The following is a 13,224-nucleotide window of genomic DNA, read 5'->3' as shown; positions in this document are numbered from 1 at the left end:
AGCTCAACATTAGTTTGATTATGATAAAACGTTCTACACAAGTATACGGTATTAGTAGCCTCCTGATTCTTTTAATTTCATTGATTGTGATTTCCTGCGCGCAAAATGCCTTAACAGGAAAGAGTCAATTATCCCTTGTCTCAGAGCAGGAAATACAGGCACTTTCTTTAACGCAGTATCAAGAGTTTTTAAAAACGAGCCAAGTAATTTCCCCTGCTAAAGATGCGCGTGCTCAAATGGTGCAGCGTTTAGGAAAGAAAATCACGGCTTCTGTGGAGGCTTATTTTGTTGAGAAAAATAATAAGGATTTTTTAAAAGGGTATCAGTGGGAATATAATTTGGTTAAAAATGATACAACCATCAATGCCTGGTGTATGCCTGGAGGTAAAATTGTGGTTTATACAGGCATTTTGCCGGTGACTAAAAATGAAACTGCCTTGGCTTTTGTCATGGGACATGAGGTATCTCACGCTTTATTGCAGCATGGAAATAAGCGGATGAGCGAGTCCATGATACAAGAATTAGGTGGGTCAGTTTTATCTGCAGCTATTTCTAGTAAGCCGAAAGAAACCCAAGATTTATTTATGCGAGCCTATGGAATAGGTACCACGGTAGGAATCATGTTACCTTTTTCTCGTGAGCAGGAATTAGAAGCCGATAAATTCGGATTAATGTGGGCTGCCAAAGCAGGGTATGACCCGACCGAGGCCATGGCTTTTTGGGAACGCATGCATCAATCAAAATCAGGAGAGGCTCAACCTGAATTTTTAAGTACTCACCCATCTGATGCCACTAGAATTCAAAAGATTAAGGAATATTTGCCAGAGGCAATGAAATATTATAAAAAGTAAAGGGGAGTTTCCTCTGGAAACGAAAAGAGAAATTCCATTGAAATTTTAAGTTATTAGCTTGCCAACAATCAACCTTCATGAAGAAAATTTTATTGCTTTTACTTTTGATTCCCGGCTTAATTTGGGCCCAAAAATCGCCTAAAAATAGTATCAAGGTAAATCTGAGCTCTTTGGTCCTAAGAAATTATAATTTTACTTATGAGCGAAGCCTAAGCAAGCACCTTTCCTTTTCATTAGGATTTAGATCAATGCCTTATGGGAATGTTCCAATGGAAGGTTTTATTTCGGATCAAATAAATGATCAGTCGATCAATTTATCTCGATTGAAGCTGGGTAATTTCGCTATTACACCTGAAATTAGATACTATTTTAGCAGTAAGGGTAACCAAGGATTTTATGCCGCTCCTTATGCCAGATATTTGGTTTATGATTTGACAGCCCCTATTACCGTGGAAGATAAAACCAGTGGTCAATTCATGCAGGTGGATCGTGATTTTAAAGGAAAAATCACTTCCATGAATGGGGGGGTGATGTTTGGTGTACAATATCCACTTTGGAAGAATCGTTTGGTAGTTGACTTTTGGATTGTAGGAGCTCATTTTGGAACCAGCAAGGGTATTTTAACGGCGGAATTTCAACCATCCTTGAATGCTGATGAACAAGCTATTTTACAAAGGGAAGTAGATAATTTGGATACAGCTCCCTTTAAATCCGTAGGAAAAGTTACCGCTAATTCAGCTCAAATTAATACAGAAGGACCGTGGTTAGGACTAAGAGGCTTAGGACTTAATTTGGGCTTTAAGTTTTGATAGAAAGCTAAAGGAATTAGAGTATTTTTAGGTATTATTTCGGTATAATTTTATCTATTTAACTCATGAAACCTTTACGCTGTTATGTAATTTTTTACGTCTGCCTACTTTTCCTTAGTACTTCCTTGGCAGCCCAAGTTCCTGGTGTTGTCATTGCCCATAGTCCTGCTTCTAGTGGACAATACATTGGATCTCCAAGTATTTGCATTCTCTCCAATGGAAATTATTTAGCATCGCATGATTTTTTTGGTCCAAAATCTACGGAGCACACCTCAGCCGTCTCAGAGGTCTATTTATCGAAGAATAAGGGTAAAACTTGGGTGAAGATAAGTCAAATTCAAGGTCAATTTTGGTCTAAATTAGTCGAGATTCAAGGAAAATTATATATCATGGGCACCAACAAACACCATGGTAATACCATCATTCGAAATTCGCAGGATGGGGGTTATACCTGGACCGAGCCTATTGATGCAGAACATGGCCTCTTGTTAGCAGGGGAGTATCATTGTGCTCCTATGCCCTTTTTAGAGCACAATGGCCGTTTATGGAGAGCCATGGAGGATGCCATGGGGCCAATCAAGACATGGGGCAAACGATATGGTACTTTTATGATGTCGATGCCCTTAGATGCAGATCCCATGAAAGCCGCTAGTTGGACTAAAACGAATGTACTTCGCTATGATTCAACGTATTTGAATCATCAATTTGGTGCTTGGATTGAAGGTAACGCAGTCGCAGATCCCCAGGGGCAAGTTTGGAATATCTTGCGCGTGGATAATAAATCGACTATGGATGAATATGCGGCTATGGTCAAGATTAGTGCGGATGGGAAAGAGGCTAGTTTTGATACGACAAGGGGATTTATCCGTTTTCCAGGTGGATCGAAAAAGTTTTCGATCCGTTATGATGCCAAGTCAAAGCTATATTGGACTATTTCTAATGTCATTCCAGAGGAAATTAAGGCTAAAAATCAGGGTAAGAATCCAGCTTCATTTAGAAATACCTTGGCCCTGATTTGTTCGAAGGATTTACAAATTTGGGAAGTCAAAAAAATCATATTTCACCACCCAGACGAGATTAAACATGGTTTTCAGTATGTCGACTGGCAGTTTCAAGGTAAACACATCGTTTTAGCTAGTAGGACCGCTTATGACGATGAGGAAGGTGGAGCACATCGCAGTCATGATGCCAATTATTTGACTTTTTACCGCATCAAACGATTTAGAAAATAGGTTTTTATTTAATCAGGTGGAATAAGCTTCTTGGGGCTATATTTTGATTCTAAGTTGCTTACCTAATGGATGATATTCTAGGATGCATAGCTTCATGAAATTTAAAGAGTGAGCCTAGGTTTTTTGAGGTGTTTTTAAGCATAAAAAAAGCGATTTCTAGAGAGATCGCTTTTTTGTTTATTGATGAGGTTGTTCTTATTTCGCGGCTTCATCGCTAGCTGGAGCTACTACTTCTTTTTTGAAGAAGGAGAATCTCAAGGCGATTTCATGCGTTTGTGTACTTACTTTACTGATATTAGAGATAGGTAACTCATACACGTATCCCAAATAGATTTTTTTACTGGCTTGCATACCTAAACGTAAACCGTAACTGTCTTTATGGCGGTAGCTTAATCCAATATCTAATTTATCCTTGATTTGCGCATTTAAATTAATGTCCCAACTTAAAGGTACGTCAGAAGCCAATCTTAATAATGTACTAGGATATAAGTTGATGTTATTTCCCATCTTAATCTTGGTACCTACCATAGTGTAGAAATAATCCACGTCTTTATATGCTCCGCTAGCGGCGCCAAAATCGTATTTAAACACACGCGGTTGTGAGATACTAAAAAATAGACCATCTCCTTTGCTGAAGCGTAAGCCCCAACCCGTATTGAATTTTAAACCTGTCGAAATATCTTGGGCAAAAAGTGCATCATTTTGATTCACTAAGCGAATGGATGACCAGTTTAAGGCTAAATTCGAAAATCCACCACGAATACCACCTGACATTCTCCATTTATCGTTTAATGATACGTGGTAAGCAAAATCAGCACCGATGTTTGTTGTTTTAACAGGACCAGCTTGGTCGACCATGGCTAAAAAACCTAAGCCTTTCTTTTCACCCCATTTGATATTGGCTGTAGCAGCTATCGTTTTAGGGGCACCTTCTACGCCAATCCATTGTTGTCTATTGATAAACACTACTTCGGAGTTCTCGGTGGATCCAGAATGCGCAGGGGTAATGATTTGAGGGTTGAATCGGTACAAATTGTACATGCTTTCGATTTGAGCATGTGATGAATAACTCCATGAAAGTATGAATCCAAGAAGGAGGTAAGTTAGGGCCAAGCGGCCCCAACTTTGCCTTTTTTGATCTACTCTCAGTTTAATATGTATATAATTATAGAACATTGTTTTACTTTACTGCTAACCTATTTATAAGTACGTATGTTGATATGTTTTCCCTTTGTCCATAAAAATCTACTACGTAATAATAGATTCCGTCTGGAAGTAGTTTCGCATCGCTGTTTGAATTGGAACTAAGATATTCTCCGCCCCAATCATTGCTGTAGTTTTCTTTTTCAAAAACTAAATTTCCCCAGCGATTAAAAATGCTCAGCTTATTTTTGAGCCCCGCTATTCCGTCAATAACTAGTTTATCATTCTTACCATCGCCATTTGGAGTAATTCCTTGAGGAATAATACCTGTAGCTTCCATGTTTTCTGTGCGGAACTTGTTTTTGTCACCAGTAGGAATAACAAATTGCCCTTTTAAGGTAGAATCTGCTAGGATACTGGTTTTTGCCAATGAATAGCTTTGAGATGTACGTTGACTAGTTAGAGCCTCAGCGGTAATCGTTACACACGCAGCTACACATACAAACGAGAACGTTTTGATCGCTGAACTGTAAGATGAAATCGACTTGAGGTTGAATTTAGAATTCATTTAATCTTTATTAGAACACGTTTTAATATTTCAAAAGCTAGGTTTCACAAGCAAACGAACAATCACACCTACAAGGATGGTTTGTTTGGTTGGGCTGTTTTAAAAATGTTTTAAAGCAAGCGCACTAGATTTTAGCGGAATTAAAGTTTCCTGTAGTTTTAGTACAGAGTAGCTGAACCGTGAGTTAAGCTGAGAGATAGATTTTTTCATATTAATTTAGAACATTGTAGAACACTAAGCCAGAGTCAAATCCTATTTTTTTTCTCTGATTTACTCTACAAAGGTACTCTAAAGCATTAATTTAAAAAATAGAACATTGCTAATATTTGTTCTTAATTTTAAATTCAAAACAAAGTTGTTGCTCAGTCTTTCGGAATGGCCTTTCGTTGATTTTTCGGCAGGTTGATTTATAAAAATTCTGTACTATGTATCGAATTCTGTACTGCGATTTTTACTTGATTTTTTGCCAGAAATTTAAGCTTTTCTTTACAAAAGTGACCAGGAATCATTCATTTTGCACCAATTTAGGCATTTAAACTGATAAAAAGTACAAGTATTTTTGTGAAATACCGTGAATCAAGTATGTAAAGTTAATTTAAAATGGCCATATGGATTGTTTCTATTCAGCATAAAAATACCCCATTTTTTAATTGAAAAATAGTTTACAAAGCTGCTCTATCTAATGATTTTATAAAATCAAGTTAAAATAGTTTGTGAAATTAAAATTTAAATAGGAAAAGGGCATAAAAAAAAGCTAGATCAAAAATTAACCTAGCTTTCCACTTTTCGTTCTCTAATCTACTGTCTTAAATATCTATTTCGTTTCAACGCTTTCTTTCTTATTAAACGTGAATCGTAATGCGATTTCATGTGTTTGTGTAGTTACTTTACTAATGGCTGATATAGGTAGTTCATATACGTATCCAGCATAAAGGTTTTTTGTTGCCTGAAATCCTAAACGAATTCCATAACTATCACTTTTTCTGTAACTAAGCCCTAAATCAAACCTCTCGCGGATACGGCTATTGATGTTGATATCATAACTTAAAGGTACATCGGTAGCTATGCGAAATAGTGCACTTGGATATAAGGTAACTTGTGATCCTAGACGCACTTTTGTGCCCACCATGGTATAGTAGTAATCTACATCTTTATAAGCTCCAGAAGCTGTTCCAAAATCATATTTAAGTACCCTTGGTTGAGAAACACTTAAAAATAATCCGTCTCCTTTAGAGAAGCGTAGTCCCCAACCGGTATTGAATTTTAAACCGCTTGAAATGTCTTCTTGGAAATTATCATCACCGCCGTGTGTTAAACGGATGGCAGACCATTCAATGGCTAAATTGGCGAATCCTCCGCGGATACCACCAGACATCGTCCACTTGTCATTTAAGGCCACATGGTAAGCAAAATCAGCACTGATGTTCGTCATTTTAATTGGGCCTGCTTGGTCCATTAATGCAATTACACCAATACCTTTATTCTCTCCCCATTTTTGGTTTAGACTTGCGGCAAAGGTAGTTGGTGCTCCTTCGAAGCCTACCCACTGACGTCTATTTATAACCGTGATGTCAGATACTTCTGATGATCCCACATGAGCAGGAGTAACGATTTGAGGGTTAAAGCGATATAAACTGTACATCGTTTCAATTTGCCCTTTAGATTCGTATGAACAAACGCCTAATAACATCGCTACTAGGGTAGTCATCAACATACCCTTTACAGGTATGTTGATGAGCTTAGAGATGTTTGAGATACTATATTGTTTCGTATTCATTTTTCCTTTCAGTTTTCAGTGGTGGTTCTTATTTAACTTTTAGTCTATTAATGAAGATGTAAGTTGATATATTTGGTTTAACACCATAGAAATCAACGATGTAGTAGTAAACCCCATCAGGAAGTAAACCATCTTTTAAAATAAACACGTTAGAGCTTTCGCCACCCCAATCATTTTTGTAGTCTTTGGTTTCGTACACAATCTCACCCCAACGGTTGAAAATGGTCAATGTATTCTTTAATCCTAAGATTCCTGGAATAATCAATTTGTCATTTTTACCGTCACCATTTGGTGAAATACCTTGTGGAATAAACGAAGGACATACATCTGGATCTAAACGATTTGGAATTCCATCATTATCACAGTCAGGTAATCCGCCGTAATCTAGATTGTCTTCCATGATATCTAGGATACCATCGTTATCATCATCTGTATCTTGGAAATCTGGTTTACCGTCTTTGTCTGTGTCTAATGGGGTAGAAGGGTTAGCACCAGCTTCTACTTTGTCCATCACGCCATCATTATCTGAATCCAAATCACGGAAGTCTGGTGTACCATCTTTATCCGTGTCAACTGGTACAGATGGATTTGAACCGGCTTCTATTTTATCTGGGATACCGTCATTATCTGTATCAGTATCTTGGAAATCTGGATTGCCGTCAGAATCTGTATCAATTGGGTTATTCGGGTTATTACCAGCTTCTACTTTATCAGGAATGCTGTCGTTATCCGAATCCAATTCACGGAAATCTGGAATACCATCTTTGTCGGTATCAGTTGGATTGCTTGGGTTTTTACCTGCTTCCACTTTATCCGGGATACCATCATTATCCGAATCTAAGTCACGGAAATCAGGTGTACCGTCCTTATCTGTATCTACAGGATTGATTGGGTCTTTACCTGCCTCAATGCTATCTGGGATACCATCATTATCCGAGTCTAAATCGCGGTAATCAGGTGTACCATCTTTATCGGTATCTACAGGGTTGTTTGGATCTACACCTGCCTCAAATAAATCTGGGATACCATCATTGTCCGAATCGGTATCACGGAAATCTGGCGTACCATCTTTGTCCGTATCTACTGGATTATTAGGATCATTACCTGCCTCTATTTTATCCGGGATACCATCATTATCTGAATCAAGATCACGGAAATCAGGTGTACCATCATTATCTGTATCTACTGGATTATTTGGATCAGCACCAGCTTCAATTTTATCTGGGATACCATCGTTGTCAGAATCTAAATCCCTGAAATCAGGTGTACCATCTTTATCTGTGTCAACAGGGTTATTTGGATCAGCACCGGCTTCAATTTTATCCGGAATACCGTCATTATCTGAATCTAAATCGCGGTAATCAGGCGTACCATCTTTATCTGTATCCACTGGATTATTTGGATCTGCACCAGCTTCTATTTTATCCGGGATACCATCGTTATCAGAATCTATATCTCTGAAATCAGGTGTACCATCTTTATCCGTATCAACTGGATTAGTTGGATCAGCACCCGCTTCTACTTTATCAGGGATACCGTCATTGTCTGAATCTAAATCACGGAAGTCAGGTGTACCATCTTTATCTGTATCTACTGGATTAGTAGGATCAGCACCGGCTTCGATCTTGTCAGGGATGCCATCATTATCAGAATCTAAATCCTCAAAGTCTTTAGCTCCGTCATTATCTGTATCTACTGGTGAGTTACATGAAACAGCTTCTAAGGCATCTGGGATACCATCATTATCTGAATCAAGATCACGGAAGTTAGGTTTGTCATCACCGTCGATGTCACCGCCTAATTCAACTCGATCAGGAATACAATCATTGTCAGAATCTAAATCTAAGAAGTCTGGAGAACCGTCTTTGTCTGTGTCAATCACGGCAACATATTGTCCGCGATCATCCCAACCATCTCCATTACCATCATTTAAGTTGGTACATGTAGCACATTTGTTCTTACCTTCCCAAGCATCTGGAATGGTATCACCATCAGAATCTAGATCTAGGTAATTAGGGATTTTATCTCCATCATTATCTCCGTCTCTTTCATCGCTATCACCTAACCAATCACCATCAGAATCTAAATCGCGGTAATTAGGACGACCATCTCCATCTGGATCTGCGGTTAACTCTTTGCTATCTAATAAAGAATCACCGTCTGAATCTAAATCTAAATAATCAGGCGTACCGTCTTTATCTGTATCTGGAATTGGAGCAGGATTAGCCTCTAAGAAATCGGCTAAACCGTTTTTGTTAGCATCTATGAACGCGCCATTCACATCTACGCGACCATTGTAATTCGGGTCAATTACACCACGTCTTGAATCGGTTGCTTCCCATGCATCTAAGATAGAATCACCATCAGAATCAAGATCTAGGTAGTTTGGAATACCATCGCCATCGCGGTCAGTATTTTTTTCTGTACTATCTAAGATACCATCATTATCAGAATCTAAATCTAAGTAGTTTGGAATACCGTCGCCATCAGAGTCAATGTTTTTCTCGATGCTATCTGGGATACCATCATTATCTGAATCGGGATCTTGGAAGTTTGGTAGACCGTCAGAATCGTAATCTTGACAGTTAGGACCGCCAGAAGCACATTCTACGCTGTTTGGAAGACCGTCATTATCACAGTCATTGGCTCCGAAAATTACATAACTTGGAGATCCAATAGCTGGTGGATTTCCACCTGCACCACCCACACAATAGTTAAGCGGTTGCGGATCAGTACCATTATTAGTTCCGTCACCATCGCAGTCCGTATTTTTCCAAGTCAAGGTCGTATTCGCAAAAATTTGACTTGCAGGATTATAAGAACATCCATCATTTGGATTAGTTCCGTCAAGGGCTTCTTGGGCATCTGAAACTCCATCACCATCCGCATCTGGTGGAAGACCAGAATTGACTACCATTGTAAAGGTATTAGAAACCACGTTGCCACCAGAATTGGTTGCGGTTACCGTGAAACTAGTTAATGCCGTTACTGCGGTTGGAGTACCAGTTATTTTTCCGTCAACTGTGCTGAAAGATAAACCTGCTGGAAGAGTACCACTTGTTAAAGCATAAGATACCACATTACCTGTAATCGAAGGATTCAACGAAGGAATCGCCGTTCCTACTGTATATACATTCGGAGTATTGTAGCTTAATCCTGTAGGTGCAGGGTCATTAACCGTAATGGTAAAGGTGTTAGAAACCGTATTACCTCCTGTATTGGTAGCAGTTACTGTGAAGTTGCTTGATCCAGTTACGGCAGTTGGAGTACCAGTGATTTTTCCATCAACGGTGCTGAAAGATAAACCTGCTGGAAGTGTGCCACTTGTTAAGGCATAAGATACTACATTACCTGTAATCGAAGGATTCAACGAAGGAATCGCCGTTCCTACTGTATATACATTCGGAGTATTGTAGCTTAATCCTGTAGGTGCAGGGTCATTAACCGTAATGGTAAAGGTGTTAGAAACCGTATTACCTCCTGTATTGGTAGCAGTTACTATGAAGTTGCTTGATCCAGTTACGGCAGTTGGAGTACCAGTGATTTTCCCATCAACTGTGCTGAAGGATAAACCTGCTGGAAGTGTGCCACTGGTTAACGCATAAGATACTACATTCCCTGTGACTGAAGGATTCAGCGAAGGAATCGCAGTGCCCACTGTATATACATTAGGAGAATTATAGCTTAATCCCGTAGGTGCAGGGTCATTAACGGTGATACTAAAAGTATTAGATACTGCATTACCACCTGCATTAGTAGCTGTTACAGTAAAGTTTCTTAAAGCAGTAACTGCCGTTGGAGTTCCTGTAATTTTACCATCAGCGGTATTGAAGCTTAAACCACTTGGTAAAGTACCTGATGTTAATGCATAAGAGTCAACCGTACCTGTTACAGCAGGGTTAAGCGAGGGAATCGCTGTTCCGACCGTATAAACATTAGGTGTGTTGTAGGTTAAATCGGAAGGGGCAGGAGGAGCTGTTGCATTTACGGTAATGGTAAATGTATTTGAAACAGTACTACCGCCTGAATTGGTTGCAGTAACCGTAAAGCTTCTTAGGGCAGTTAATGTGGTTGGAGTACCAGTAATTTTTCCGTCTACCGTGTTGAATGATAATCCGTCAGGCAATGTACCTGATGTTAAGGCATAAGAAACCACATTACCAGTAACTACTGGATTTAGTGAAGCAATTGGCGTTCCTACTACATATATTTTAGGTGTAGAGTAAGATAGTCCAGTTGGAGGAACATCATTTACTGTAATCGTGAATGTATTTGATACCGTATTACCTCCTGTATTAGTGGCAGTTACAGTAAAGCTTCTTAATGCAGTAACTGTTGTTGGAGTTCCTGTAATTTTACCATCTACTGTGCTAAATGATAATCCAGCAGGTAAAGTTCCCGAGGTTAATGCATAAGAAACCACATTACCTGTAACTGAAGGATTCAATGAAGTAATGGCTGAGCCTACAGTATATACATTGGGCGTATTATAAGTTAATCCTGTTGGGGCAGGATCATTGACTGTAATGGTAAATGTATTGGAAACCGTACTTCCAGTTACGTTAGTGGCTGTTACAGTAAAGTTGGTTAAAGCAGTTACTGCAGAAGGTGTCCCCGTAATTTTACCATTTACAGTACTAAATGATAAGCCGGCAGGAAGCGTACCTGATGTTAAGGCATACGAAGAAACAGTTCCTGTTACTGATGGGTCCAATGAAATAATGGCCGTTCCAACGGTGTAGACATTCGGAGTTGGATAGGTCAAACCTGTAGGAGCTGCAGGATTAACAGTGATGGTAAATGTATTAGAAACTGTGCTACCTGTTCCATTTGTAGCAGTAACAGTAAAGCTAGTTTGAGCAGTTGTGGCAGTGGGAGTACCCGTGATTTTACCGTTTACAGTGCTGAAAGATAGACCTGCTGGTAGGGTACCTGATGTTAAGGCATAAGAAACAACAGTTCCTGTAACTGTTGGGTCCAAGGAAGTAATGGCTGTTCCGACAGTGTAAACGTTCGGAGTTGGATAACTTAAAGCAGATGGAGCTGCATCGTTATCTACAATGGAAACTAATGTAGTATTCGTTACAATAGCAGCATTGATAGCATCTGCTAAGACAAGGTTGAAAGTTTCTGTCACTTCTCCTGTTAAATCATCTAAAACAGGTACAGTAATTGTCTTAGATGACTCTCCAATTGCAAAGGTTAGTGTACCGCTAGTATTGGTATAATCTGTTCCGTTGGTAGCTGTTCCACCTGATGTTGTATAATTTACGGTAGTAGATACCGTCGCCGCTGCGCTTAATGTAACTGTTGCAACTGCATTAACGCCACCAATTGCTTCTGTTACACTAAGAGTCGAAGTAATGTTTAATTTGGGTTGCAAATTTAAATATGCATTCAAATCATCTAACATTTGGGACACTGAGGCAGCATTGCCTGTGATAATTCCACCCGACATATTCAATATTTGTCCATTGAATGTTAAACCAATGGCCTTTAAATCTGTAATGGTATAATTCCCTGAATTAGTTACTATGGTCTGATTTGTACCAGGATTTGGATAAAATACCATCGTTCTTATGGTAGATCCACTGGTTTCTCGCCAGTTCATGACACCTGCAATACTATATTTTACGTTATTTTTATCGTAAAATGTTACAAACCCAGGTAAATCATTTCCTTGCAATTCAAATCCTGAAGTGCTAGAATTTTGACCAAAAGAAAGACGGGTGATTCCACTGGTAGAAACAGCAAAAGCATTATTTGCTTTGTTGTTACCATTTTTGTCACCAATAAATCCTTCATTGAAAGAAACAGATACAAAACCAGCTAAGGCAGGCGTTGCAGCAGAAAGGGAAATAAATAAGGTGGCTAAAAATAAAATCTTCAAAAGGAAGGGTCGTTTTTTAGCCTCTCGGTTTAAGGTGTAATGTTTTGGCATACAATATAATTTAGGTAACTATTTGGTTAATGAAATAGTAGGGTTAGAGAACAAAACCCAGGCCTTGCTTGCGCATGGACTTTATTACCATCGGGAAGACTTATTGAGAAAAATTAGATTGCGCCAGAAGGCTAAATAGACAAAAATGTCAAAACAAAACGTTCTAGAACGATGAACGTCTGGTTTAATTTAAGTTTATTAGAACAAGGAGTAATCTGTTTTTAATCAAAAGAAATCCTAATTGGGGTTTTCTTCGATGCGAAATAACTTCAAATTGTTGCCAAATTATAATTGTTACCTACTAATAAAGTTTCCAATTACAAATTAAGGACAAAAAAAGTGCGCTGGGTGTTTTTAAAGCCAAGGTCCGAAAATTGACCTGATCGATAATTTTTCGGGTCGAAATTTGAAAATGTTTACTAAGCTGATTTGGCCGTAAAAACAAGCTAAGTTTAATTGATGTAAATAATAGTTTAAAATTGATTTAACTTTACATTTTTTCTTTAAATTACATAAGTAATTGATAATGAATTATTTGTGCGTATATTTTTAAAAATGTAGATTTGATTTTTTTGAATATTTTTTTACAATTTATGTTTGTTCATATTCAGTAAATATTCATCCCCCGTTTATGCCTGTTAATCTCAATTATTTAATAGAAATAGAAATATCCATCGCTAAAGTTACAACTTAGCCTAAATTGCCTTCCTCCGTTTTTATCCTCCTGAAAGTAGCTACCATTTTAAATAACTATGTTCTATGTATGAATTATCTTGATTCCAAATCATTAAAATCGGACTTAGAAAAATTCATGTTTTCGTGCCTAAGTTCGAGTTTAGGTTTTCGGTAAAATTGTTACATGACTTACTAAGTTGATTCCTATTTATCTATCAAAGTAGTAGT

7 protein-coding genes are annotated in these 13,224 nt (G+C 38.3%); 3 read left to right on the top strand and 4 right to left on the bottom strand.

Annotated features, from left to right (window positions below; translation table 11 throughout):
* Positions 1–20: 20 nt before the first annotated feature.
* From SKC36_RS04400 to SKC36_RS04390, 3 genes are all read left to right on the top strand, one after another.
* A complete protein-coding gene (locus tag SKC36_RS04400; RefSeq protein WP_459454415.1) occupies positions 21–851 on the top strand; it encodes a M48 family metallopeptidase in 831 nt (276 codons plus the stop codon).
* Positions 852–928: 77 nt separating this feature from the next.
* Positions 929–1,660 carry a DUF3575 domain-containing protein gene (locus tag SKC36_RS04395; protein WP_459464892.1) on the top strand — a complete coding sequence of 244 codons (732 nt, stop codon included), beginning with the start codon at positions 929–931 and terminating at the stop codon, positions 1,658–1,660.
* A 65-nt stretch (positions 1,661–1,725) separates the two neighbouring features.
* Positions 1,726–2,892, top strand: a complete 1,167-nt coding sequence (locus tag SKC36_RS04390; protein ID WP_459464890.1) for a sialidase family protein — start codon at positions 1,726–1,728, stop codon at positions 2,890–2,892.
* 195 nt (positions 2,893–3,087) lie between these two features.
* On the opposite strand, the gene SKC36_RS04385 is transcribed toward SKC36_RS04390, so the two are convergent.
* The 4 genes from SKC36_RS04385 to SKC36_RS04370 form a co-directional block, all read right to left on the bottom strand.
* Positions 3,088–4,068 carry a PorP/SprF family type IX secretion system membrane protein gene (locus SKC36_RS04385; protein ID WP_459464888.1) on the bottom strand — a complete coding sequence of 327 codons (981 nt, stop codon included), beginning with the start codon at positions 4,066–4,068 and terminating at the stop codon, positions 3,088–3,090.
* A gap of 4 nt (positions 4,069–4,072) precedes the next feature.
* Entirely contained in the window at positions 4,073–4,603 is a 531-nt protein-coding gene (locus tag SKC36_RS04380; RefSeq protein ID WP_459464886.1) for a gliding motility-associated C-terminal domain-containing protein, read from the bottom strand.
* Between the two features lie 814 nt (positions 4,604–5,417).
* Positions 5,418–6,380: a PorP/SprF family type IX secretion system membrane protein gene (locus SKC36_RS04375; protein ID WP_459464884.1), complete on the bottom strand. Its 963-nt coding sequence runs from the start codon at positions 6,378–6,380 to the stop codon at positions 5,418–5,420.
* Positions 6,381–6,408: 28 nt separating this feature from the next.
* Positions 6,409–12,321: a putative Ig domain-containing protein gene (locus tag SKC36_RS04370; RefSeq protein ID WP_459464882.1), complete on the bottom strand. Its 5,913-nt coding sequence runs from the start codon at positions 12,319–12,321 to the stop codon at positions 6,409–6,411.
* Positions 12,322–13,224 lie beyond the last annotated feature (903 nt).

It is taken from the genome of Aquirufa sp. OSTEICH-129A (assembly GCF_054558355.1).
This window is presented reverse-complemented; position numbering and strand designations above follow the sequence as displayed.

Excerpts from the sequence above, each read along its gene's own strand:
- SKC36_RS04370 (WP_459464882.1), bottom strand. The coding sequence starts at position 12,321 with ATGCCAAAACATTACACCTTAAACCGAGAGGCTAAAAAACGACCCTTC.
- SKC36_RS04385 (WP_459464888.1), bottom strand. The coding sequence starts at position 4,068 with ATGTTCTATAATTATATACATATTAAACTGAGAGTAGATCAAAAAAGG.
- SKC36_RS04380 (WP_459464886.1), bottom strand. The coding sequence starts at position 4,603 with ATGAATTCTAAATTCAACCTCAAGTCGATTTCATCTTACAGTTCAGCG.
- SKC36_RS04400 (WP_459454415.1), top strand. The coding sequence starts at position 21 with ATGATAAAACGTTCTACACAAGTATACGGTATTAGTAGCCTCCTGATT.
- SKC36_RS04390 (WP_459464890.1), top strand. The coding sequence starts at position 1,726 with ATGAAACCTTTACGCTGTTATGTAATTTTTTACGTCTGCCTACTTTTC.
- SKC36_RS04395 (WP_459464892.1), top strand. The coding sequence starts at position 929 with ATGAAGAAAATTTTATTGCTTTTACTTTTGATTCCCGGCTTAATTTGG.
- SKC36_RS04375 (WP_459464884.1), bottom strand. The coding sequence starts at position 6,380 with ATGAATACGAAACAATATAGTATCTCAAACATCTCTAAGCTCATCAAC.